Origin of the sequence: Caulobacter sp. CCNWLW153, assembly GCF_036889365.1 — a bacterium.
In the GTDB taxonomy this organism is placed as follows: domain Bacteria; phylum Pseudomonadota; class Alphaproteobacteria; order Caulobacterales; family Caulobacteraceae; genus Caulobacter; species Caulobacter radicis.
The window spans coordinates 694,593-718,586 of record NZ_JBAKFV010000001.1 but is presented as its reverse complement, the minus strand read 5'-3'; the positions used below and the strand labels follow the sequence as shown (position 1 = coordinate 718,586).

Sequence of the window (23,994 nt, the reverse complement as noted above, 5' to 3'; positions counted from 1 at the left end):
GCATTGCATATTATGCAACGCGAGAGGAAGCACACGCCATGGAACAACGCATCGTCGTAATCGGCGCCGGACATGCCGGCGGCGCGGCCGCCATCACCTTGAGGGAATTGGGTTTTTCGGGATCAATCACGCTGGTCGGCGAGGAAGCCGAGCACCCGTACGAACGGCCCAGCCTGTCCAAGGAGTACCTGTCGGGCAAGGACGCCGCGCCCGTCTATCTCGCCGAGGAATCCCGCTGGAGCGAGCTGGGCGTCGACCTGCGGCTAGGAGTCGCGGCCGCCTCGATCGACCGCGAAAGCCGCACCGTGACGCTCTCGGATGGAAGCGCCCTGCCCTATGACCAGCTGATCCTGGCCACCGGCGGCGCGCCCCGCCAGCTGCCCTTCCCCGCTCACCCGAAGATCTTCCCGCTGCGCACGACGGGCGACGCCAAGGCCATCGCGGCGGCGGCCAAGCCCGGCGGCCGCGCCGTGGTCATCGGCGGCGGGGTGATCGGACTGGAGACCGCCTCGACGCTTCAGGAACTTGGCTTGACCGCCATCGTCATCGAGGCCGGCCAGCGCCTCCTGGGCCGCAACGTGCCCGGCGACGCCGCGGACTGGCTGGCCGCCGCCCATGAGCGGGTCGGGGTCGAGATTCGCCTCGGCCGCTGCGTCGCCGCCATCGAGCCGGACGACGAGACCCTCAGCCTGCGACTCGACGACGGCGGGGTGCTGGAGGCCGACCTCGTGGTCGTGGGCATCGGCATCACGCCGCGCGCGGGCCTGGCCGAGGCCGCCGGCCTGCCGGTGGGCGCGGGCGTGCTGGTCGACGATCGCTATCGCTCGATCGGCGACGATCGCATCTACGCCATCGGAGATCTGGCCCTGCGCCGGTTCGGCGACGCGGCCGCGCCGCAGCGGATGGAGACCTGGGCCCACGCCCAGAGCTCGGCTCGCGCGGCGGCCCTGGCGATCCTGGGCCAGCCGGCCGAGCCCGAACCCGCCCCGTGGTTCTGGACCGCCCAGTGCGGCCACAACTTGCAGATCCTGGGCGACCCGGCCGCCGGCGACACGGTGGTGGCGCGGGGCGAGGCCGTGCGGCTGTACCTGCGCGACGGCGTGCTGGTGGGGGCTGCGTGCCTGGACCAGCCCCGCGACTTCGCCTCGGCCCGCCGCCTGATCGGCAAGACGCTGAAGGCGGAGCTGGCGGGGGATCCGGGGACGGACCTGCGCAAGGCGGCGGCTTAAGACGCCCCTCAAACCACCGGGCGGCGGCCGCCGATGGTGGTCGTCACCTGGTCGCAGACGGCGGCCAGGGCCTGGCGGACCTCGTCGTCGCGGTCGGGCACGAAGGCGTCGGTGGCCAGGACCGTGGCGGTGACCACGGCCTCGCCTTGCAGGTCGAAGATCGGCAGCGCCGTGGCCCGCAGGCCGGGGATCAGCGAGCCGCTGATGGCCGAATAGCCGGTCTGGCGCACCCTTTGACGCAAGGCCTCGACGTCGACCGGCGCCAGGCCGCGCTCGGCCTGCGTCTCGCGTTCGACCATGTGGCGGGTGTGGCTGTCGGGGCGGAAGGCCAGGAACACATGGCCCGTGGCCGAGCGCAGCAGCGGCAAGGACGAGCCGACCATCAGCGAGGTGGCCACCGGCGGCGAGCCCATGGCCCAGCGCACGACGATGGGGCCGCTGGGGCCAAGCGCCGCGATCTGCACTGTGCGGCCGGTCTCGCGCGAGAAGGCGGTGATGGCCTCGTCGGCCTCGCGGAAGGCGTCGACCCGCGCCAGGGCGCCCAGGCCCAGGCGCAGGGCGCCGGGGCCCAGGTCGTAGCGGCCTGTGGCGGCGTCCTGCCTGGCCATGCCCGAGGCCACCAGGCTGGCGAGATAGCGGTGGGCCTGCGAGGCCGAAAGGTCCGAGGCCTGGGCGATCACACCCAGGGCGGCGGGCCCATCCAGGGTCGCCAGCACGTCCAGCACCCGCAGGCCGATGCCGACCGACTGGATGCCTGAACGCTGCTTGGAATCCGACTCGGTCACTGGCTGGGTCCTGCGCTGGGAAGCGATTGAACCCGATGATGAAACGCCGGAGCCCCGACTCGCAAGGCGTCGGGGCTCCTTAGGTGTTCACAGATGCGAAACGCTCGCAGAAGCTACTTGGCCAGCGGGACGCGCATGGCCAGAACCTCGCGCGAACGACGGGTGATGCCGTAGAGCATGCCCTTGTCGCTTTCGTCCCAGTCGATGGCCTGGCCCTCGGCCTCCATGCCGATGGTGTCGAGATGGTCGAGCACCCCGCCGCCCATCGGCAGTTGCATGACATAGAGCTCGGGCAGGTCGTGGCCGCTGAGATAGAGGCGGCCGTCCGGGCCCCAGCCGCCGCCGGAGATGCTCATCGGCTTGATGCGCTCCAGCACGCTCGTGGGAAGCGCCCAGGCCTCCGTCCGCCGCCACTGGTCGTCGAACTTCACCAGCGTGGTGTGGCGGTGGTCGCGCGGTGGCTCGCCGCCCTTGGCGTCGTAGTTGGCGAACATCGCCCACCAGGCGCCGTCGTGGCGGTCGACCCAGGTGACCGAGCCCGTGCCCAGGCCCAGCGAGATGCTGCGCTTGTGGGCCAGGGTCATGGGATCGAAGACCTCGACCGTGCTGACCTGCGGCGTGGCGGGGAAGTTGGAGCTGGCGCAGACCAGCTCCCTGGCGATCACCGCGCACGAATTGATGTGCGGGAAGCGGGCCTTGTCGCCGGTCCACTCGCCGCGCTTCTCGCCGGTCTTCTTGTCGAAGCGGACGATGCGCCAGTTGCTGACGGAATAGACGTCGTTCGGGCCGGCGGCCGCGCCCTGGCTGGCCCCCGCGTCGTAGCGGCGGACGGTTTCGGCCTTGCGCGTCGACGTCGGAGAGGCCGCGGGAGCCTCCGCCTGCATGGCCAGGGCCGCGATGAGTTCCAGGATCATGATCGGTCTCCCTTGTCGCTATCCTAGAAGCTGACCGCCGCGCCGACCCAGTAGGTGCGGCCGTAATTGGCCCACTCCTGCAGGTAGCCGCGGCCCGGGCCGGTGACTTCCTGGCGACCGGTGTTGGAGAGGTTCTGGCCCTCGACGAACACGGTGTAGTGGTCGGCGAAGCGCCACGACAGGCTGGCGTCGAACACGTGGCGACCCTTCCAATACTGGTCGGAATTGGGGTTGGCGTCGTTGATCGTCTCCAGCTGGCCGCCGATGTAGTTGTGCGAGATCCGGGCCTCGAACGGGCCGCGCTGATAGTAGATCGACTCGTTGGTGGTGATCTCCGGCTGCTGGAACAGGCCGGTGACGCGCGGACCGGCCGAGGTCAGGAAGGTGAACTCGGTGTCCAGCCAGGTCACGTTGCCGTTGAAGCCGAAGCCGTCAAACGGCGCGGGCAGGAAGGTGAAGGCCTGCTGCACGGCGAACTCGACGCCGTTGATCTTGGCCGTCTCGGCGTTGCGTGGGGTCGACACCAGCACGGTCTCGGGGCCGCGGCCGACATCGAGCGTCTCGGTCGAGCTCAGCGTGAAGATCTCGTTCTTGATGTCCTTGCTGAACACGGCCAGCGAGACCATGCCGTCGGTCGGATAGAACTCGACCGACAGGTCCAGGCCCTTGCTCTCGCGGGCCTTCAGGCCCGGATTGCCGCGCGACAGGGTCGGTTGGCTGCCGTCGAAGTTCAGGGTCTCGGTGGCGGACAGCGAGCCGTAGTCGGGACGGCCGATGGTGTTGGTCCAGGCGGCGCGGACGATCCAGTTGTCGGCCGGCTTCCACTGCACGTGCAGGCTGGGCAGCCAGTTGTCGTAGGAGCCGTCGTTGCTGGTCGGGGTCAGGACGCCGCCGGTGTTGCGGATGGCGCTCGACGAGACCTTGGTGTGCTCGTAGCGCAGGCCGCCCAGCAGGGTGACGTCGCCGAACTGGTAGCTGGCCTGGGCGTAGCCGGCGTAGATGTCCTCGTCGACGCCGTAGTTGCCGGTGGGCGCGGTGACGGTGGTCGTGAAGCGGTCGCGGTTGGCCTTGAAGAAGGCCATCGCCTCGGCCGCGCCGATGCGCGGGTTCAGGCGATAGCGGCCGGCGATCAGCTGGTCGGGACCGGCGGTGTCAACCTCGGCCAGGGTGTAGGTGAAGCCCGTGCCGGCGCGATAGTTGATCTGGCTGCTGGTGAAGTCGCGCTTGGTCGAGCGCAGCACGCCGCCGGCCTTGGCCTTCCAGGCGCCGTCGTCGTCGAAGGCCAGGTTGAAGCGGGCCTGGCTGGTCTTCTCATCGGTCTTGGTCAGGGCGTCGCGGTGCTGCTGCAGCACGTAGTTGGCCGGGTTGCGCATCGCCGCCTCGTTGGTCGAGGTGAAGATCGGGAACAGCGGGTTCGAGGTATCGTAGGTGAAGCCGTAGTTGGCGCCCTGGGCGTCGACGGTGCGGAACTCCACCGAGTGGTTGGGCACCTCCAGGCCGGCCTGCGAATAGACGAGGTCGCCGTCCAGCTTCCACTGCGGGGCGAAGCTCCAGGCGAAGCCCGTGCGGGCCATGCCGATCTCGCGCTTGGTGATCGGCTGGTTCAGCTGGATGATGCCGCGGCCGCGGGCGAAGCTGCCGCTGGTCTGGGTCTGGTTGGCGACGTTGCCGAGCGGCTCGATGCGGTACTCGATGCGCTCCTCGTCGTCCTCCATGCGCGAGAACAGGGCCGAGGCCTCCCAGCGGAAGTCGTCGGTCGGGCGGTACTCGACCTTGCCGTTCACGCCGCTGCGCTGCTTGGTGTTGTTGTACCAGAACAGGCGCAGCTGGGTCGGCACCTGGATGCCGTTGCCGCCTGCGGCGCCCGACAGCACCGGCGCGCCGGCGGCGGTGTATTCGCGCACGCTGGGATCGGCGGCCTCGACCTGCGGGATGTCGTAGTCGAGCTGCTCGTGCGAGGCGCCGATGACCACGCCCCACTGGTCTTCCGAACCGAAGGTGCGGCCGGCGGCGAAGGCCAGCCGGTAGGACGGCTTGTCGTTGCGCACGTCGCCGTGGCGCTCGTAGCTGCCGTATGAAGCCATGCCGTTGAAGAACGGCCGGCCGGCGTCGAAGGCGCTGCGGGTGGTGACGTTGATGACGCCGCCGATGGCGTTGCCGTCGTTCTCGGGCGTCACGGTCTTGATGACTTCCAGGCGGCCGGCCATCACCGAGGGCACGATGTCCATCGGCACGGTGCGGCCGCTCTCGTCGACCGAGGCCACCAGGGCGCCGTCGATGGTGGTGCGGTTGTAGGTCGAGCGCAGGCCGCGGATGACCGGGAAGCGCGGCTCGCCCTGGTCTTCCATCACCGAAATGCCGGGGATGCGGCGCAGGGCGGCGGCGGTGTTGTGGTCGGGCAGCTTGCCGATGTCGTCGGCCGAGACGACGTCGGACACCACGAAGGCGTCGCGCTTGACGGCGATGGCGGCGCGCTGGGCCTCGCGCTGGCCGGTGACGATCACCTCCTCGACGGCGTTGGGCGCCTCGTCCTCGGCGGCGTGGGCGAGCAGCGGCGCCGACAGGGCGCTGGTGGCGAGCAGGCCGGCGATCAGGCGGCTGGCGGCGAACGGCTTGGACATGTGGACCCCTCTGGCAAACGCGAGGGGCGCTTAGGGCGACGCCGTGACAGGGGCGCTACATTTGGATGTCAGGCGGCAACACGAAAGACGACAGTGCGATGACGACGCACGCCCAGGTCGCTTGGAAACCGCTTTCCGTAAGGGTCACATGACGGCGAAAAGGCCGGCGCCCGCCTATCGCGGCCTCGGCCCATTTTTTGCCGTGACCAGATATCCCGCCAATCGAGGCGCAACCTATTCGCGCCTTCGAGGGAATAACGCTCAAGGGATGCGCGCGGGAATCGCGCCTCCGACGGTCAGCGAGGGCCGGCCAACGCCGGCCCTCGCGCCGCTTCACCAGCTGTAGCGCAGGGTCGCCGTCACCGTCCGGGCGGAACCGAAGTAGCAGCTGTTGTTGAACGGACAGGCCGAGACGTGGCGCTTGTCGAACAGGTTGGCCGCGTTCAGCGCCGCTTCCCAGCCCTTCAGCTCGGCCTTCGCCGCGCCCAGGTCGTAGCCGACCAGAGCGTCGACCAGGATGAAGCCGTTGGTGTGGAAGCGCTGGAAGGTGGTGACGTTGTTGATCACCGCATAGGTCGTCGTGCCGTCCGAGCCGCCGACATAGCGCAGGCCGCCGCCCAGGCGAAGGCCCGCCGCCGGCCCCGTGGCCCGGCCGGCGCGGCCCAGGTCATAGGAGACGAAGGTCGAGGCGCCCCACTCCGGCACGCCCAGCTGGCGGGTGCCCGTCGTGGTCGGCGTGCCGCTATTGGTGGCGGTGGCCGCCACGGCCGGCGCGCCCTGGGTGATGATCGCGTCGGTGTAGCTGAGCGCGGCCACCACGTTCAGGCCGCGCGAGACCTCGCCCCGCCCTTCCAGCTCGACGCCGCGCACGCGGACCTCGCCGATCTGGATCTGCGAGTTGGCGGGAATGCCGTTTGTCCCGCCCTGCGGGTCGGCGACCGGAACCTTGCGGCGCTCCAGCTGGTAGGCCGCCAGGGTGAACAGGGCCGAGGCGCCCTTGGGCTGGTACTTCAGGCCGCCCTCGAGCTGGCGACCGGTGACGGGCACGAAGGCCTCGCCCTGCCAGGTCGTGCCGGCCTGCGGCTCGAAGGATTCCGAATAGCTGACATAGGACGCCAGGCCCGCGCCCAGGTCATAGAGACCGCCCAGCCGCATGGTGAAGGCGTTCTGCTCCAGCGTGCTGGAGGTGTTGTTCTTCTTGTTGTCGGTGACCTGCTCGTACCAGTCGTAGCGGCCGCTGGCGATCAGTTGCAGCCGGCCGATGGTCATCTGGTCCTGGGCGTACAGGCCCTTCTGCTCGCGGCGGCTGTAGGTGTTCACATAGGCCGACGACAGGAGCTTCAGGTCGAAGCTGGGCAGGGTTCCGCCATAGGTCGGCGCGAACAGCGACAGGTTGGGGATGCTGGTCAGCGGATTGCTGGTCTGGCCGGTGTTGAACTGCTGGAAGTTCTCGCCGGTGATCTTCTGGTAGTCGAAGCCGGCCAGCACCTGGTGCTTGACCGCGCCGGTCTCGAAGCGGGCGCTGACCTGGTTGTCGAGGGTCAGGGTGTCGAAGTCCTCGTCGGCGCCGCCGCCGCCCCGGATGATCGTCGAATAGTCGGTGTTGCGGGCCGCGCCGACGCCCGTCGTGGCGAAGCCGCCCACATAGAGCTGGCGGTAGGACAGCTTGTTGTTCTGGAAGCGGGCGTTCGACCGGAAGGTCAGGTGCTCGTTGAAGTCGTGCCGGAAGAAGGCCGCCACCGACCCGGCCTTGTGGTCGTAGCGCTCATAGCCCGGGTCGCCGGTGTTGATCTCGCGCGACAGCTTGCCAAGCGGGTTGGGCAAGACCGAGCCATAGGCCGGAACGCCCGAATAGCCGCCGCCGCTGGGCGAGCGCTGGTAGGCGCCCACCAGGGTCAGGCTGGTGTCGGCCGTCGGCTCGAACGTCACCATCGGGCTGACGTGATAGCGCTCGCTGAAGGTGCCGTCGGTCATGCCGTCGCCCTTCTGCCAGCCGGCCAGGATGCGGCCCAGCCACTTGCCCTGGCTGTCGAGCGGAGCGTTGACGTCCACCGCCGCGCGGCGGGTGTCGAAGTTTCCGAGCTGGCCCTCGATGCGACCGAAGCTTCCCTCCTCCGGCAGCTTGCTGGCCAGGTTGACCAGGCCCCCGGGCGTGGAGTTGCCGTAGAGCACCGAGGCCGGGCCCTTGACGATGTCGATGTGGTCGATCCGGTTGAAGTCGATCTGCGGCGTCGAATAGGGCCCGGCGATCAGGCGCATGCCGTCAAGGAAGACGCCCGGCGCGAAGCCGCGAACGACCAGTTGGTCATAGCGGGTGACCATGCCGCCGCGCTGGTTGGGCGAGACGCCGGCCACGAAGCCCAGCGCCTGGTTGATGGACTGCACGTTGCGGCGCGAAAGCTCGTCGCCGTCGATCACGGTGATGCTCTGCGGCGTCTCGATCAGGGCGGTCTCGGTCTTGGTGCCGGCGGCCGCGCGACGCGCCTTCAGGCCGGTCACTTCGATCCGCTCGACGGTGTTGGAGTCGTTGTCGGCGTCCTCGGCCCAGGCGGTCGTCGCCCCGATTCCCTGCAATGCCGCTGCAGCTGCGACGGTCACGGCCAACCCTCGCCAGGCCCCTGCGTTGGCGTTCGCGCCACGCGCGGCTTTGGAACGGATGACCATGAAGACCCTCGTCAAGATTGTCGATAAGACTGATAATGAGTTGCAACTATCGAAACGAGTTGTTAGGCGCAAGCCAACTTTCGGAGGGTGCGTGAACAACGATCGATCAGCGAAACCGGCGGCCGCATGGCCCGGCGTGGCGCGGATGACCGCCCGCGCCTTCACCGCCCTGTTCGGCGGCTACGCGGCCGCCGCGGCCCTGGCTTCGCTGCTGGCCCGCCTGCTGCCGATCGCCCCTGCCGAGGCCTCGGCCTGGGGCATGATCCTGTCGTTCCTGGCCTTCGCGGGCCTTGGACTGTGGGCCTTCCACGAGCGGCGCCTAGCGATCGTGGCCGCCGCGGTTTGGGGCTCGGCGCTGGTCGCCGGCGCGGCGGTGGTGCTGCTGGGAGCCCGGGCGTGAACGTGCGCCCGACCTTCCCCGCCCCTGCCCCGCCCGTCCGGGCGCTGCGCCAGTCGATGGCCTGGATCCATGCGTGGCTGGGCCTGCTGGCTGGGTGGATCCTGTTCGCTATGTTCCTGACCGGCACGGCCAGCTACTTCCGGCCCGAGATCACCCAATGGATGCAGCCGGAGCTGCGCTCGGCCTCGGTGCCCGCCGAACAGGCCGCCCAGGCGGCCATCAACCACATGCGGGCGACCACGCCAGACGACCAGCAGTGGTTCATCTACCTGCCCGACGACCGCACGGCCGTGACCCGGGTGTTCGCCCGCGCCAAGCCCAATCCCGAAAAGCCGCCGGCCCGCCGCCCCGAACTGAAGCTGGACCCGGCCACCGGCCAGTCGCTGGAAGCCCGCGACACGCGCGGCGGCGAGCACTTCTATCGCTTCCACTTCCAGCTCCAGCTGCCGCATCCGTGGGGGCGCTGGCTGGCGGGCGTCTGCGCGATGTTCATGCTGGCGGCGATCATCTCGGGCGTAATCACCCACAAGCGCATCTTCGTGGACTTCTTCACCCTGCGCTGGCGCAAGGGCCAGCGCAGCTGGCTGGACGCGCACAACGCCTCGGCGGTGCTGGCCCTGCCCTTCCACGCCATGATCACCTACACCGGCCTGATCACGCTGGTGGCGATGTACATGCCCTGGCCGGTGAAGGCCAATTTCGACAAGCCCGACGCCTTCACGGCCGCCGCCTACGGCGCCCCGGCCGAGGCCAAGGCCAAGGGAACGCCCGCGCCGCTGCTGCCGGTCGGCCCGATGATCGAGGCGGCCGGACGGACCTGGAGCGGCGACGCCCCGCGCACGGTGGTCATCCGCAATCCGGGCGACGCGGCCTCGACCGTCACCCTGCTGCGCGCCACCGGCGGTCGACTGAACGCGCGGCCGGACTCGATCACCTTCTCCGGCGCGACGGGCCAGGAGCTGTCGCGCTCGCCCTCGCCCGGTCCGGCGATCGCCACGGCCGGCGTCATGCTGGGCCTGCACCTGGGCCATTTCGCCGGCCCCGCCCTGCGCTGGATCTATTTCTTCCTGGGCCTGACCGGCGCGGCCATGGTCGGGACGGGCCTCGTCCTGTGGGTGGTCAAGCGTCGCAAGCCGAACGCCGCGCCGTTCTTCGGGCTGAAGCTGGTGGAGCGGCTGAACATCGGCGCCATCGCCTGCCTGCCCAGCGGCATGGCCGCCTACCTGCTGGCCAATCGCCTGATCCCCGCCGGCCTGCCCGGCCGCGCGGAGCTGGAGGTCAAGGCGATGTTCTGGACCTGGTTCGGCCTGGCCGCGGTGTCGCTGCTGCGCCCGGCCAAGCGGGCCTGGACCGAGACCCTGGGCCTGGCGACGCTGGCCTTCGCCGCCCTGCCCGTGGTCAACGCGGTGACCACCGATCGCGGACTGATCGCCAGCCTGCGGACCGGCGACTGGTTGTTCGCCGGTTTCGACCTGGCCATGCTGGCCATCGCGGCCCTGTGCGGCCTGGCCGCCTTCAAGGCCTCGCGCAAGCCGCAGCCGCCCAAGCGGAAGGCGTCCGTCCGCGCGCCCGCGACGGCCAGCCCCAGGCCGGCGCCGGTCAAGGAGAGCGTCGATGCCCTATGAGAGCGGCCTGGTCAGCTTCGCGGCGTTCACCTGCCTGGCCCTGGCCATGAAGAAGCACCGGTCGGGGCTGGAACCGCTGGTCCTGCCGTCGGAACGGGTGCTGCGCGTCCTGGGATGGTGCCTGCTGGCGCTGTCGGCCGCCGTGGCCGTCTTCCGGCTGGGACCGGCGCTGGGCGTCACGGTCTGGATCGGCCAGATGTGCGTGGCCGCCGCCCTGCTGGTGCTGCTGCTGTCGTGGCGGCCGAAGGCGGCGACGGCCCTGGCGGGCGTCGGCCTGATCTGCGCGCCGTTCCTCGCCTTTCTCTGACCGGCGGATCAGAACCTTCGCCGGACGGCGACCTCGACCGTGCGGGGTTCGCCATAGATCATCGAGGTGGCTGTCACCGCCGGCGTGATCGCGCCGCCGCCGGCCGCGTAGACTTCGTCGAAGAGGTTGCGCACGGCCAGCGTCAGGATCAGGTCGTCGCGGCGGGGCGGCTGGACGGTCAGGCCCGCGCCGGCGACCCCGAACGCCTTCTGCATGCCGTTGCTGTCGTGCGCCCGCTCGACATAGCGCACCGGCCCGCTCTGGAAGAGGTCGCCCCACAAGGTCCAGCGCCCCAGGCGATCATGGTCGACCAGCCGCCAGTCGGCCGTCAGGCGCGCCGTGTAGGGCGGTGAATAGGAAAACCGCAGCGAGTCCGGATCGGTCGGCGTCAGGCCCGCCAGCAGGACCGGCACGGTCAGGGCGGTGAACCGCGCCTGCGTCAGTGTCGCCGAGGCCGACAGCGTCAGGCGCTGCGTCCACTGGCCGCGCCAGCCCAGCTCCAGGCCGCTGATCGTGGCCGAGCCGGCGTTGATGATCAGGTTGGGCGGGTCGTTGGCGGCGATCCCGTCGCCATCGAAGTTCTCAGCCGGAAACAGGGCCCGCTGGATGTCGCGCGACCAGCCCCGGAACAGGGCCGCGTCGACGCGATGGCGCCAGTCGCCCGCGCCGCCGGCCCATTTGAGGCCAAGCTCGATGTCGGTCAGGCTTTCGGGCGCATAGACCTGATAGGCCTCCAGCAACGGCCCGAAGTTCGGCGCGTTGACGCCGCCTGCGCGATAGCCCCGACGGGTGACGGCGTAGAGGGTCAGGTTTCGCTCTCCGCGCCAGGTCAGGCCCAGGGTCCAGGTCGGGGCCGAGGACTGGGCGCGGCCGGCCTCGCCGCAGGCGGCCTCGGAGATGTCGACGGCCGGCGCGGCCACCCGCACCTGGCAGGCGCTGGAGACGTCGCGGGTGTAGCGCAGGCCGGCCTCCAGCTCGAAGCCCGCCCCCAGGCGCCGCGTGGCGTCGAGGAAGCCGGCCAGGCTCTCGCCACGCCGGTACTGGAACTCGACGCGGGCCGGGTTGGAGGGCGTGACCACGCTGGCCCACAGGGTGCGCTGCACGCCGACGGGCGCGGTCGACATGTAGAACAGGCCCGCCTGCCAGGCGCCGTCCCGGCCCGTTCCACTGGCCCGCACCTCCTGGGTGAACTGGCCAAGGTCGATGTGGCGGACGATCTGGTTGAGCGGCAGCGGGGAGCCGTCGCTGTCGAGGGCGCTGTCGAGCACGCTGCGTCGGTAGGCCGTGACCGAGCGCAGGTTCAGCCCTCCCTCGCGCCAGTCCAGCCGCAGGGTCGCCCCATCGTTGCGGCGGTCCGAGCGCGGGGGCAGATCGATGTCGGTGGCGCGGGTCCCGCGCGCCCTCTGCCGGGAGAGAGCGATGTCGATGTCGCAGCCGACCACGCCGCAGTCGAAATAGGGCGCGGCCTGGGGCGTGCGGCCGTTGCCGCCGCCGGTGACGTCCGGCGGATTGGGATAGCTGCCCGACAGGATGGCGGCGCTGCCGGTCTCCCAGGCCCGAAAGCCGTCCAGCACCAGCATGGCCGACAGCGGCCCGTCCGGCTTCCAGGCCAGCGAGAGGCGCACGGCGGCCTGGTCGCGGTCGTCGAGGTCGCCGCCGGCGCCGAGGTTCTCGACCAGGCCGTCGCGCTTGAGGCCGTAGGCGGCCAGACGCACCGCCACGGGCGCGCCGGCCCCGGTCAGGTCGGCCGCCGCCTCGACTTCGCGCAGTCGGCTGGAGCCCGTCGCGGCGCGGACATAGGCGTCGCGTCCCGGCTCGTTGGTATGGATCAGCAGCGCGCCGCCGGTGGTGTTGCGGCCGAACAGCACGCCCTGCGGGCCCCGCAGGACCTGCACCTCCGACAGGTCGAACGAGGGCAGGATCGAGCCGTTGTTGGGCAACGGCGCCTCGTTGACATAGGTGATCACCGACAGAGCGGAGTCGCCGGCCGTGGCCCGACGCTGGCCGCGGATGACCAGGGTCGGGGTCTCGACCGAGACCTGGCCCGCGGCGGTCAGGCCCAGCGCCGCCTGCCTCAGCGCCAGCGCCCCGTCGCCGCCGAGGCGGTCGAGATCGGCGGCTGACACCGACGCGACCGAGGCTGGCACGTCGATCAGCCGCTCGTCCCGGCGGCGGGCCTGGACGAGCACGGCGTCCAGCGGCTCGCCGGCTTCCGGCCGGGGGGCCGGCTGACGCCTTTCGGACGGGGCGGCGGCTTTCACCGACGGCGCGGCGGGCGTCAGGGCGAAGGCGCGGGGGCCGATACGGCGCGCGGTCAGGCCGCTGCCCCGCAGAAGGCGCTTGAGGGCGTCCTCGGGCTCGGACACCGCGCGGCCGCCGGGCGAGCGCAGCCCGGCCACGGCCTGGGGCGCGAACAGCAGGTCGACCCCGGTCTGCGCGGCATAGGCCTGCAGCGCGGCTTCCAGCGGCCCGGCTGGAACGTCGAAACGAAGGGGAGCCGCCAGCGCGGCCGGGGCCTGAGCCAGCAGCGCCAAGGCCGCCAGGGCCGGCGCCGCGCGGCTAGTCGGCCGTCGCACCGGCGTCCTTGGCCGGCGAAAGCACGATCGAGCCGTCGGCGGCCTCGCCGATGGTCAGGCCGTGAATCACAGCGACGGCGCGGGCGAAGGCCAGGGGATCGTCGCCGCCGAAGGCGCCGCTGACCTTGAGGTCCTTGGCCGAGCCGCGCACGACAATGCGGCGCCCGCCCCGGCGGTTGATCTCGGCGGCGGCGTCGAAAAGCGCATCGCCCTTCAGCACCAGCCGCCCGTCGCGCCAGGCCGTGGCGGCCGCGACGTCGGAGCTAGAGACCGTCTCGCGGCCCTGCCCGTCCGCCGCCAGCACCTGGCCCGGCGCCAGTTCGACCGGCTGTCCCTCGCCGCTCACCCGCACCCGGCCGCGCAGCAGCGCGACCTGGTAGGTCTTCGCGCCCGGCGCCAGGTCGACCTCGAAGGCCGTGCCCAAGGCGCGGACGACATGGCCGCCGCCGCTGACCTCGAACGGGCGCGACGGATCGTGGGCGACATCGAAGAAGGCGCGGCCGCCGGTCAACGCGATGTCGCGCGAGCGCCGGTCGATCCGCGCGGTCAACCGCGCCCCGCCATCGAGCACCACGCGCGAGCCGTCGGCCAGGACGACGGCGCTGCGCCGCCCCGGCGCGGCGGCGAAGCTCTGTTCGGAGGCGCCCGCGTTCATCCAGGCCAAACCGCCCAGGCCCGCCAGCACGGCGACGCCCGACAGGCCGGCCGCCATCAGCGCGAAGTTGCGGCGCGCGTTGCGCGCCCTGCCCTGGACGAAAGCCGCGCGGGCCTGCGCCAGTTCGCGATCGAGCCCGCCCGCGGCGACGGCGTCGTCGAGCGCCGCCTCGACCTCGGCCAAGGCGGCATAGGCGTCGACATGCTGGGCGTCGGCTTCCAGCCAGGCGGTGAGCGCGGCCTCGTCGGCGGGGCTCCAGCCCGGGGCGCGCCGGCGCTCATGCCAGTCGGCCGCGGCGTCGTAGACGTCGGCCGGGCCGTCATTGGCGGGAACGGGGCTCATGGACGGCGAACCCGTCGGGTCAGGTGGGCCATGGCCCTTCGCACATCCTTCTCAACGGTGCTGATCGACACCCCCAGGGCGTCGGCGATGGCCTGATGCCTCAGGCCGTCGATCCGGTAAAGCAGGAACACGTGCCGGGTCCGCTCGGGCAGGTCGGCCAGGGCCTGGCGAACCTGCGTCAGGGTCTCCCGATCGATCAGCGTCTGTTCGGGCGTGGCCGGAACCTGGGCGGCGGCGTCTTCCTCGATCTCCGGCGCGGCCAGGCGGCGGACCTGTTGGCGGCGCGCGCGGTCACGGATCAGGTTGGCGGCGGTCTGGAAGAGATAGGAGTCCAGCCGCTCGACGCCCTCGTCGGGCGGACGGCGGGCGAAGCGCAGGAAGACCTCGTGCACCAGGTCGTCGACATCGGCCCCGCCGCCGATACGAAGGGCGATGAAGCGACGCAACATGCCCTCGTGCCGGCGCACGACCTCGTCGATGCCGCCAGGCCGAAGCTTCGCGATCGCCGCCTGACTGAACGCGGACTGTCCGGACACCTCGTTCTCCCGCTCTGGGGCCGGGCTATTCGAACTTCGCCGCCAGGCGATGGCCGAACCGCGCCGAGACCGGCGTTTTGGCCTAGCCGCCGCTCATTTGATCAGCATGCGCCCAAATTGCGCGCAGCTTGACCAGGCGCGCACCAGACCGCCCGGAGGCGAAAAAAGTCGTAAGGGCGACCTCCCCTCGCCCGTCTTGCGGCCCGGAACCGAGCTTCTGGCCGGTCCTCAACGAAGGGGATGAACTTGAACCGCACTGCCTTCCGCACCTTCCGCCGCGCGGCCCTGGCCACCAGCGCCCTCGCCGCCCTGGCCGCCGCCAGCGCCCACGCCCAGGACGCGCCGGACGCCGCCGTCGACGAGATCATCGTCACCGCCCTGAAGCGCTCGACCAGCCTGCAGGACACCCCGCTCAGCATCTCGGCGGTCGGCGAGGCCCAGCTCAGCCGGATCGGCGCCACGGGCATCAACGACTACTTCCGCCAGGTGCCGAACCTGTCGCTGGACGGCGGCACGCCGTCGAACCGCCGCATCACCCTGCGCGGCGTGCGCAGCGCCGGCGAGGCGACCACCGGCCTCTATTACGACGAGACCCCGCTGACCGGCCCGACGGGCACCACCCAGGACGCCGGCTCGACCACGCCGGACATCAACCTGTTCGACGTCGAGCGCGTCGAGGTGCTGCGCGGCCCGCAAGGCACGCTGTACGGCTCGGGCTCGATGGGCGGCACCCTGCGGGTGATCTTCAACAAGGCCGACACCAACGAATATGCCGGCGCGGTCGAGGCGCAGGCGACCACCACCAAGAACGGCGAAGGCGGCTATTACGGCAAGGGCATGGTCAACGTGCCGCTGATCGAGGACAAGCTGGGCGCGCGCCTGGTGCTGTATCGCGAACAGCGCGGCGGCTATGTCGACAGCGTTCCGCTGAACAAGCAGGACATCAACGGCTCGACCGCCAGCGGCGGCCGCCTGATGCTGACCTACACCCCGACCGAAAACCTGACGATCCGCACCACGGCGGCCCTGCAGAACGAGGAAGTCGACGGTCAGGCCAGCTGGTCGGCCGCCGCCGGCCGCTACAAGTCCGACCGCAGGACGATCGCCCAGAGCAACTCCAAGCTGGCCCTCTACAACGTCACCGCCGAATGGGAGCTCGACTTCGCGACGCTGACGGCGACGTCGTCGTACTACAAGTGGAAGATGCTGCGGAACAGCGACTGGACCAACAACATCGCCAACAACCGCACCAGCAGCGCCGCCTGCGGCCGCTATTTCGGCCTGTCGGGCACGACCTGCTCGAGCAGCCAGCTGTCGCAATACACCGCCTGGGCGGACTCCCGCGGCCCGGCCGTCTCGTGGCAGCCGATGAGCCTGGAGACCTGGACCCACGAACTGCGCGCGAGCGGCAGCCTGCTGGAGGACAAGCTCGATTGGACCGGCGGCGTCTATTACGAGACCCGCAAGGACCACGTCGACAGCATCCAGACCCGCGCCGACGCCACGACCGGCATGGCCATCCAGCCGTTCGACGCCCTGGGCGCGCGCTATATCGACAACGACGTCAAGCAGACCGCCTTCTTCGGCGAGCTTTCGTACCACGTCACCGACGCCCTGACGGTGACCGGCGGCGCCCGTCGCTTCGACTACGACAAGACCGTCTCGGGCGCCGTGACCATCGGCAACGTCATCTCCAACTCGCCGGTCACCGCCTTCAGCCAGGTCGACGCCAGCGCCAAGGGCTGGGTCCAGCGCGTCAACGTCAACTACGAGGTCAGCAAGTCGCTGATGGTCTACGCCCAGGCCTCGAAGGGCTTCCGCCCCGGCGGCGCCAACAACATCCCGGGCTTGACCACGGGCCTGGTGGCGTTCGCGCCCGACAGCCTGTGGAACTACGAGGCTGGCGTTAAGAGCGATTGGTTCGACCGGCGCCTGACCGTGAACCTGTCGGCCTACCAGATCGACTGGGACAACATCCAGGTCCAGGCCCAGGCGAATGTCGGCGCGAACTTCTTCATCATCACCAACGCCGGCGCGGCCCGCATCCGTGGCTTCGAGCTGGAGACCACCCTGCGGCCGATGACCGGCCTGACCCTGAGCAGCGCCATCGGCGTCTCCGACGCCAAGCTGACCGAGGACATGACCAACTCGTCGGTGACGGTGTCGGGCTCGACGGGCCTGGCCGGCGACCGCCTGCCGTTCGTGCCGAAGTTCAGCGGCTCGGTGAACGCCGACTACACCTGGCCGATCGGCGACGGCCTCAACGGCCTCGTCCACCTGGACGCCAGCTACACCGGCAAGACCGCCTCGCAGTTCCGCCCGACCTTCGTCTACTACGAGAAGGTGCCGTCCTACGCGGTCGTCGGCGCGCGCGTGGGCGTCGAGGGCGAGGGCTGGGGCGCCTATGCCTTCGCCCAGAACCTGACCAACTCGATGGGTCCGGTCTCGATCACCTCGGCCGCCGGCGCCCTGGACCAGGTGGTCAGCCTGACGCCGCGCACCCTGGGCGTCATGGTCCGCCGCACTTTCTGATCCCGCTCATTCAGTACAGAGATCATCGCATGAAAACCCGCATCGCTTCGGCGGCTCTCGCCGCCCTCCTCTGCGCCGTCGCCGCGCCCGCCCTGGCCCAGGAGGCCGCCAAGCCCGCCGCCCAGGTCGACTTCGGCAACGTGCGCCCGCCGCAACCGACTTCGCCCTACACCAAGCAGGCCAAGGCCTTGATGGCGTCCAAGGCCTTCAAGGCGGCCAAGGCCACGCTGGCGGCCGGCTACGAGCAGACGGTCGAGGACATCGTCACCCTGACCGAGATCCCGGCCCCGCCGTTCGGCGAGGCCGAGAAGGGCAAGGCCTACCTCGCCATGCTCGCCAAGGAAGGCCTGACCGACCTGGAGACCGACGCGGCCGGCAACGTCATGGGCCTGCGCAAGGGCGCGGGCGGCGGCGGCCTGCTGGTAGTGGCCGCCCACCTCGACACCGTGTTCCCGGCCAGCACCGACGTGAAGGTGCGCCGCGAGGGCGACAAGCTCTACGCCCCCGGCATCGGCGACGACACCGTGGGCCTGGGCTCCATCCTGGCCATCCTGCGGGCCATCAACGCCGCCGGCATCCAGACCAAGAGCGACATCCTGTTCGTCGGCGACGTGGGCGAGGAAGGCCCCGGCGACCTGCGCGGCATGAAGGAGCTGTTCTTCAAGGGCAAGTACAAGGACAAGATCGACGCCTTCATCTCGCTGGAGCCCAGCGGCCCCACCGTGATCGTCAACGGCGGCGTCGGCTCCAAGCGCTACAAGACCACCTTCAAGGGTCCGGGCGGCCACAGCATGGGCGACTTCGGCACGGTCAACCCGGCCTTCGCCCTGGCCGACGCCGCCCGCCAGTTCGGCGAGCTGAAGGTCCCCGGCGACCCGCGCACGGTCTACAACATAGGCCTGCTTGAGGGCGGCACCTCGGTCAACTCGATCCCGTTCGCGGTGTCGATGACCGTGGACATGCGATCGTCGGGCAAGGCCGAGCTGAAGGCCGTCGAGGACGCCTACCTCGCCATCCTGCCCAAGGCCGTCGAGGCCGAGAACGCCGCCCGCTCGACCAAGCGCGGCGTGATCAGCCTGGATAACAAGATGGTCGGCGACCGCCCGGTGGGCGAGACCCCGGCCACCTCGCCGTTCGTGCAGCAGTTGGCCGCCGTCGGCGACGCTCTGGGCAAGCCCATGGGCTACGTAGCCGGCTCGACCGACGCCAACATCCCCATGAGCCTGGGCAAGCCGGCCGTCACGCTGGGCGCCGGCTTCGTGACCTTCCGCGGCCACTCGCTGGAGGAAGGCATGGAGGTCAACAAGGACCGCGACGTCGAGAGCATCGCCACCACCATGGCGCAGATCCTGATGGTCGCCGGCGCCAAGTAGAGGCCCGGAAACAAGAAAGAGGGCGCGATGAGCGCCCTCTTTCCCATCGCTTAGCAACCCCGGCTCAAAGGCCGCCGGGCTTGCACTCGTTCTGGAAGAACTTCTCGATCTCCACCAGCTGGGTCTCCATCATGGCGGGGGTCATGGTCACGTAGCCGTGGCCCATGTCCTTGATCTCCAGCCACTTGTACGGCTTGTTCGCCGCCTTCAGCCCCGCGATGAAGCGGCGCGAGTCCTTGATGTCGACATTGGTGTCGCGGTCGCCGTGGTACAGGAAGACCGGGATCTTGGCCTCGCCGGCCTTCTGGATGGCGTCCAGGCCGCCGACGAACGGGCGCTGGTACTCGCGCATCATCCGGCTCTCCGCGGTGACCTTCTTCATGTCGGCCAGGCTGCCGCCCGCGCCCGAGACGGCGCATTGATAGAGGCCGTTCGGACGGATGGTGGCCGCCAGGGCCGAATAGCCGCCGTAGGAATAGCCGAACATCACCGTCCGGTTGGGATCGGCGACCTTCTGGTCCATCAGCCACTTGGCGCCGTCGTCCTTGTCGTCCTGCATCTTCTGGCCCCACTCGTTGTCGCCGGCGGTCCAGAGCTTGCGGCCCCATCCTTCCGAGCCGCGGAACTGGGGTTGCAGGACGGCGTAGCCGCGCGAGGCGAAGTACTGCACCCAGCCGGCGACGTCCCAGCCGAGGTGGTCGCGCGCCCAGGGCCCGCCGTGAGGCATGACGATGGTCGGGAACGGCCCCTTGCCGAACGCGGCCGGCGGGGTGGTCAGGAAGGCCGGGATCATCAGGCCGTCGCGGGCGGCGTACTGCACCAGTCGCGTGTCGCCCAGCGTCTCGGGCTTGATCCAGGGGCGGGCCTTGCCCAGCAGGCTGAGCTTGCCGTCCTTGGTGAGCAGGTAGTACTCGCCCGGATCCTTGGGCCCCGACTTCAGGACGACGGCGTAGTCGCGCTTCTGCGACCAGGCCTGAACCGATACGTCGACGCCTTCGGCGACGTTGATCCTGGCCTTCTGGCCCGAGCCCGGATCGACCCAGTCCATCGGCGCCAGCTTGATCGACAAGGCGCTCCGCAGGCCCTTGGTCATCGCCGCCAGCTGCGGATCGGTCCAGTAGACGCTGCCGGCGGCGTCGTTGTAGCGGAAGCCCAGCAGGTTGCCGTCGCTGTCCTCCAGGACCCCTTCGGCGTCGAACATCTTGTGCTCGAAGGCCGGCTCCAGGAAGGCCTTGGTGCGGATGTCGTATTCGTAGATGCCGGCCTTGTCGCCGGCCCGCACGCCCTGCACGTAGACGATGTTGGGATCAGGCGAGAAGCCGACGATCCCGAACACGTTGCGATCCTTCAGGAACGAGCGGAAGTGTTCCTCGAACTGGCCGGTGGCCGGGTTCTTGATCCACTGCGCGTAGAAGGCCTTGCCGTCCTGGAAGTCGATCTCGGACTTGGCGCGGATCTCGCCCTTGGCGTCGGTCTGCAGGTCGCCGAAGCGCTCCGAACCGCGCTCGATCCGCTCGGCCGCGCCGCTGTAGACGTCGGCCCTGTAGACGTCGCCGTTGTCGTCGATGACCAGGATCTTGCGCGGATCATGCGGCAGGGTGTCGAGGATCCGCGGGTTGTTCGTCGCCTTCTCGAAGTCCTCGGCCTCCGAGCGTGAACGGCTTTCCGGCAGCGCCGGGGCCCATTTCTCGCCCTTCAGGTCGGTGATTAACAGCTTGCCCAGGTGCCCCTTGTAGCTGCCCACGGTGTAGAGCTGCTGGACGACGACGGCCAGGCGGTCGTTCTTGATGAACTCCACGCCCTTGAAGACCATGTGCTTGGAACTGAGCAGGTTCGGCGGGCGATCGATATGCTCGGTCTCCCACACGCCGATGACCTGTTCGTCGCCATCGGCCGAGATCAGCGCGGCGATGCGCTTGCCGTCCGGCGAGATCACGACGTCGCTCAGACCCGGAAGGCGGGTCAGTTCCCTGGCCGATGGCGCGCCCGGATTGGTCGCCCTCGCCTGCGCCTGGCCGGCGATCAGGCACATGCCCAACACGGCCGCTGCGGCCGACAGGGCGAAACTGCTCTTCGACTTCACTCAGACACCCCACTCTGGCTTGCGACTCGCCCTTAGCGAGCAACACACGCGCGATGCTTTTCGTAAAGCGCCGGGCGGCAAGGCGCGCCGTGTAGGCGCGGATCACCCCCAAACGCCGTCGCCGACGCATCAACATGTCCGAAGTGTGTTCATGCTGTAACGGTTTTCGCAAGAATGCGCATCATTTCAGCAACCGCCGTTGCGCGGATGGAATCCCCGAGCCTTACTCTAGGTGGCGCCGCAGAGGGCATAGCGATGCGGGCCGTTTTCCGAGTCAGGGGCTCGAGGGGAGTAGAAATGTTGCAACGTAAGTTCCTGCTGGGAACGAGCATGATCGTCGGCCTGATGGCCGCGGCTGCGACGCCCAGCTTTGCATTCGCTCAATCCACCAACCCGCCGGCCGAGGGCACCGAAGTCGACGAACTGATCGTCACCGGTTCGCGCATCAAGCGCACCGAGTACAACAGCGTCTCTCCGGTGCAGGTGATCACCAGCGAAAGCTCGTCGCTGGCCGGCATGATCAACCCGACCGAAGTGCTGCAGAGCGCCTCGGTGGCCGCGGGCTCGACCCAGATCAACAACCAGTTCACCGGCTTCGTCGTCAACGGCGGCGGCGGCGTGAACACCATCTCGATCCGCGGCCTGGGCGACCAGCGCACCCTCGTCATGCTGAACGGCCGCCGTCTGCCGCCCGCCGGCACCCAGGGCGCCGTCGCGGCCGTTGACCTGAACATCCTGCCCGACGCCATCGTCGAGCGGTACGAAATCCTCAAGGACGGCGCCTCGTCGATCTACGGCTCGGACGCCGTGGCCGGCGTGGTCAACGTCATCACCCGCACCAACCTCGACGGCGGCCGGCTGGAAGCCTCGGGCCGCTTCGGCGGCGGCGGCGACGGCGGCAACGAGTACACCTTCAGCGGCGCCTACGGCAAAGTGCTGGACCGTGGCCGGTTCCTGATCAGCGGCCAGTACTACGAGCAGAAGGCCCTGAAATTCGGCGACCGCAAGGACCTGAACTGCCAGGAGCAGTACACGTTCAACCCGACCACGGGCGCGCGCAACGACTGGATCGACGTCGACACCGGCACCTTCAAGTGCTTCGGCGCCTCGGGCGCGCTGTTCAACTACATCCCGGTGAGCCTGTCGAACGGCGCCTTCTACGGCAGCCGCGCGCGCATCTCGACCGACGGCCCGGCCTACGCCGCCAACCAGCCCTACTGGGCCGCCGCCGCCGCCGACCCGAACCTGCCGGGCTACCGCTTCGCGCCGCTGAACGACCGTGACTCGGTCAACGCCCTCGACGCGGCGTCGGACTTCATCTCGCCGGTCAAGCGCTACACCCTCTACGCCGAAGGCCAGTACGACCTGAAGTTCGGTGAACTGTACGGCGAATTCCTGGGCCACCAGCGCAAGTCGTCGCAGACCAACGTGCAGCAGCTGTTCCCCTATATCTGGGAAACCGCCCCCTGCTCGGTGAACCCCTTCAACTGCGGCGGCGGCATTCCCGCCAACACCTTCATCCCGCAGTCGCTGGTCCTGACGCCCTATGTCTTCAAGCAGGACGTCCAGGTGTTCCGCGGCCTGGCCGGCCTACGCGGCAAGTTCGGCGAAGGCCTGGGCTTCCTGACGGGCTGGGACTGGGACGCCTATGTCAGCTACTCGAAGAACCGCGGCAAGTATTCGCTGACGGGCATCAACAGCGAGCTGTTCCTGGCCTCGATCGGCGGCGACTGGGCCAACACCTTCACCTTCGACGGCATCTGCCCGCCCGGTTCGCCGGCCGGCTGCCGTCCGGTGAACCTGTTCTCCGACCAGGTGCTGCGCACCGGCAACCTGACGCCGGAAGACTACGCCTATCTCAAGCTGACCGAGAACGGCGTCACCAACTACACCCAGACCATCGTCGAAGGTCAGATCTCGGGCGACATCCTGAGCCTGCCGGCCGGCAAGCTGGCCGGCGCGTTCGGCGTCTCCTATCGTCGTGACGAACTGGACGACAAGCCGGGCGAGAACCTGGCCAACCAGAACTTCTACAACCTGGCCACCGCCAACCGCACCAAGGGCGACGACAGCGTCGCCGAAGCCTACGGCGAGCTGGAAGCCCCGCTGCTGAAGGGCCTGCCGGCGTTCGAAGCCCTGACCCTGAACCTGTCGGGCCGCTATTCGGACTACGACTCCTACGGTTCGAACTCGACCTACAAGGCCGGCCTGAACTGGCAGCTGACCAACGAGTACCGCCTGCGCACCAGCTACGGCACCTCGTTCCGCGCCCCGGCGCTGTTCGAGCGCTTCCTGGGCAACCAGGGCGGCTATTTGAGCCAGACCTCGGTCGACCCCTGCATCCGCTGGGCTGGCGACGGCACCTCGGTGGTCAACCCGGTGATCGCGGCCAACTGTCAGGCGGCCGGCATCCCCGGCAACTACAGCGGCGCCAATCCGTCGGTCTTCATCATCACGGGCGGCGGCCAGAACCTGAAGCCCGAGAAGTCGAAGGCCTTCAGCGCCGGCTTCGTCTGGACGCCGGAATTCGCCGACCTGAGCGTGGCGATCGACTACTACGAGATCGAGGTCAACGACCAGGTCACCAGCAACGGCGCGGCCGTCGTCGGCCAGTGCTACGCCGCCGCCGACTTCCCGAACAACCCGTTCTGCGACCTGTTCACCCGCGACACCGATCCGACCTCCCCGACCTATCTCGGCATCACTGAGATCGACGGCAGCTTCCGGAACATCGTCAGCCAGACCAGCCGCGGCATCGACCTGACGACGCGCTACTCGCGTGACGTCGGCCCGGGCAAGTTCACCCTGGAAACCCAGTTCAGCTGGACCCTGGAAGACACCCAGGAGCTGTTCCCCGGCAACACCGACGACTTCAACGGCCTGATCGGCGAGCCGGCCGTGGTGGGCAACACCCAGGCCCGCTACCGCTGGAACGACCTGACCTTCACCTGGTCGACCGAGTTCGTGGGCCGTCAGTCGAACTACGAGTACCAGTTCGGCACCGACCTCTCGCCGCCGTCGAACTACACGACCCCGCAGGGTTCGGCCTATCGAGCCAAGAACCACGCCGAGGCCATGTGGTACCACCACCTGTCGGTCCGCTATCAGACCGACACCTGGGAAGGCATCGTGGGCGTCAGCAACGTCTTCAACGAAGACCCGCCCAAGGTCTCGCCGGCCCTGGCCGACAAGGGCAACTACAGCTACGGCCGCGTCGGCAGCTACGCCTTCGCGACCCAGTACGACTACATCGGTCGCCAAGTGTTCGTGAACCTGACCCGTCGCTTCTAGTACGGCGAAGGATCGAAACAGGAAGGGGCGGCGCTAGCGCCGCCCCTTTTCTATTGCGCCA

14 protein-coding genes and 1 pseudogene are annotated in these 23,994 nt (G+C 69.4%); 7 read left to right on the top strand and 8 right to left on the bottom strand.

The features are described from left to right. Nucleotides 1-38 precede the first annotated feature (38 nt). Nucleotides 39-1,229, top strand: a complete 1,191-nt coding sequence (locus V6S85_RS03225; protein ID WP_334348031.1) for an NAD(P)/FAD-dependent oxidoreductase — start codon at nt 39-41, stop codon at nt 1,227-1,229. A gap of 8 nt (nt 1,230-1,237) precedes the next feature. Here the strand turns inward: V6S85_RS03225 and V6S85_RS03220 are convergent, their stop codons facing one another. The 4 genes and pseudogenes from V6S85_RS03220 to V6S85_RS03205 all read right to left on the bottom strand — a co-directional run bounded on the left by V6S85_RS03220 (nt 1,238) and on the right by V6S85_RS03205 (nt 8,147). Then, nucleotides 1,238-2,014, bottom strand: a complete 777-nt coding sequence (locus V6S85_RS03220; protein ID WP_334348030.1) for an IclR family transcriptional regulator — start codon at nt 2,012-2,014, stop codon at nt 1,238-1,240. Nucleotides 2,015-2,127: 113 nt separating this feature from the next. Then, the gene (locus V6S85_RS03215; protein ID WP_442885639.1) at nt 2,128-2,898 is read right to left on the bottom strand and encodes a hypothetical protein; all 771 of its coding nucleotides are present in this window, start codon (nt 2,896-2,898) and stop codon (nt 2,128-2,130) included. Between the two features lie 53 nt (nt 2,899-2,951). Beyond that, a pseudogene (locus tag V6S85_RS03210) lies at nt 2,952-5,522 on the bottom strand (TonB-dependent receptor); the annotation flags it as partial. A 360-nt stretch (nt 5,523-5,882) separates the two neighbouring features. After that, a complete protein-coding gene (locus V6S85_RS03205) occupies nt 5,883-8,147 on the bottom strand; it encodes a TonB-dependent siderophore receptor (protein WP_334348028.1) in 2,265 nt (754 codons plus the stop codon). A gap of 211 nt (nt 8,148-8,358) precedes the next feature. On the opposite strand from V6S85_RS03205, the gene V6S85_RS03200 reads away from it, so the two are divergent. The 3 genes from V6S85_RS03200 to V6S85_RS03190 are packed head-to-tail and all read left to right on the top strand — an operon-like array spanning nt 8,359 to nt 10,545. After that, nucleotides 8,359-8,613 (top strand): hypothetical protein, encoded by a 255-nt coding sequence (locus V6S85_RS03200; RefSeq protein ID WP_334348027.1) that lies wholly within the window; start codon nt 8,359-8,361, stop codon nt 8,611-8,613. Beyond that, entirely contained in the window at nt 8,610-10,238 is a 1,629-nt protein-coding gene (locus V6S85_RS03195) for a PepSY-associated TM helix domain-containing protein (protein WP_334348026.1), read from the top strand. The genes V6S85_RS03200 and V6S85_RS03195 overlap by 4 nt, the downstream gene beginning before the upstream one ends. Then, nucleotides 10,228-10,545, top strand: coding sequence for a DUF3325 domain-containing protein (locus V6S85_RS03190; RefSeq protein WP_334348025.1), 318 nt, complete (start codon nt 10,228-10,230; stop codon nt 10,543-10,545). The genes V6S85_RS03195 and V6S85_RS03190 overlap by 11 nt, the downstream gene beginning before the upstream one ends. Before the next feature lie 8 nt (nt 10,546-10,553). On the opposite strand, the gene V6S85_RS03185 is transcribed toward V6S85_RS03190, so the two are convergent. The 3 genes from V6S85_RS03185 to V6S85_RS03175 are packed head-to-tail and all read right to left on the bottom strand — an operon-like array spanning nt 10,554 to nt 14,654. Next, on the bottom strand, nt 10,554-13,121 hold the full coding sequence (locus V6S85_RS03185) for a TonB-dependent receptor (RefSeq protein ID WP_334348024.1): 2,568 nt from the start codon (nt 13,119-13,121) through the stop codon (nt 10,554-10,556). After that, nucleotides 13,105-14,118: a FecR family protein gene (locus V6S85_RS03180; protein ID WP_334348023.1), complete on the bottom strand. Its 1,014-nt coding sequence runs from the start codon at nt 14,116-14,118 to the stop codon at nt 13,105-13,107. Before V6S85_RS03180 ends, V6S85_RS03185 begins: the two co-directional genes overlap by 17 nt. Beyond that, nucleotides 14,115-14,654 (bottom strand): RNA polymerase sigma factor, encoded by a 540-nt coding sequence (locus tag V6S85_RS03175; protein ID WP_116565886.1) that lies wholly within the window; start codon nt 14,652-14,654, stop codon nt 14,115-14,117. The genes V6S85_RS03180 and V6S85_RS03175 overlap by 4 nt, the downstream gene beginning before the upstream one ends. Nucleotides 14,655-14,900: 246 nt before the next feature. On the opposite strand from V6S85_RS03175, the gene V6S85_RS03170 reads away from it, so the two are divergent. Then, nucleotides 14,901-17,186 (top strand): TonB-dependent receptor, encoded by a 2,286-nt coding sequence (locus V6S85_RS03170; RefSeq protein ID WP_334348022.1) that lies wholly within the window; start codon nt 14,901-14,903, stop codon nt 17,184-17,186. A gap of 29 nt (nt 17,187-17,215) precedes the next feature. Continuing rightward, the gene (locus tag V6S85_RS03165) at nt 17,216-18,559 is read left to right on the top strand and encodes a M20/M25/M40 family metallo-hydrolase (RefSeq protein WP_116565884.1); all 1,344 of its coding nucleotides are present in this window, start codon (nt 17,216-17,218) and stop codon (nt 18,557-18,559) included. A 64-nt stretch (nt 18,560-18,623) separates the two neighbouring features. Here V6S85_RS03165 and V6S85_RS03160 read toward each other — a convergent pair whose 3' ends face one another. Then, nucleotides 18,624-20,642 (bottom strand): alpha/beta hydrolase family protein, encoded by a 2,019-nt coding sequence (locus V6S85_RS03160; protein ID WP_334348021.1) that lies wholly within the window; start codon nt 20,640-20,642, stop codon nt 18,624-18,626. 297 nt (nt 20,643-20,939) lie between these two features. On the opposite strand from V6S85_RS03160, the gene V6S85_RS03155 reads away from it, so the two are divergent. Next, complete coding sequence (locus tag V6S85_RS03155; RefSeq protein WP_165828748.1) at nt 20,940-23,933, top strand: TonB-dependent receptor plug domain-containing protein; 2,994 nt, start codon at nt 20,940-20,942, stop codon at nt 23,931-23,933. Nucleotides 23,934-23,994: the final 61 nt, after the last annotated feature.

What these genes read in the sequence shown, in the direction of transcription:
- V6S85_RS03180 (WP_334348023.1), bottom strand. Translation starts at nt 14,118, where the DNA reads ATGAGCCCCGTTCCCGCCAATGACGGCCCGGCCGACGTCTACGACGCC.
- V6S85_RS03215 (WP_442885639.1), bottom strand. Translation starts at nt 2,898, where the DNA reads ATGCAGGCGGAGGCTCCCGCGGCCTCTCCGACGTCGACGCGCAAGGCC.
- V6S85_RS03190 (WP_334348025.1), top strand. Translation starts at nt 10,228, where the DNA reads ATGCCCTATGAGAGCGGCCTGGTCAGCTTCGCGGCGTTCACCTGCCTG.
- V6S85_RS03200 (WP_334348027.1), top strand. Translation starts at nt 8,359, where the DNA reads ATGACCGCCCGCGCCTTCACCGCCCTGTTCGGCGGCTACGCGGCCGCC.
- V6S85_RS03155 (WP_165828748.1), top strand. Translation starts at nt 20,940, where the DNA reads ATGTTGCAACGTAAGTTCCTGCTGGGAACGAGCATGATCGTCGGCCTG.
- V6S85_RS03165 (WP_116565884.1), top strand. Translation starts at nt 17,216, where the DNA reads ATGAAAACCCGCATCGCTTCGGCGGCTCTCGCCGCCCTCCTCTGCGCC.
- V6S85_RS03225 (WP_334348031.1), top strand. Translation starts at nt 39, where the DNA reads ATGGAACAACGCATCGTCGTAATCGGCGCCGGACATGCCGGCGGCGCG.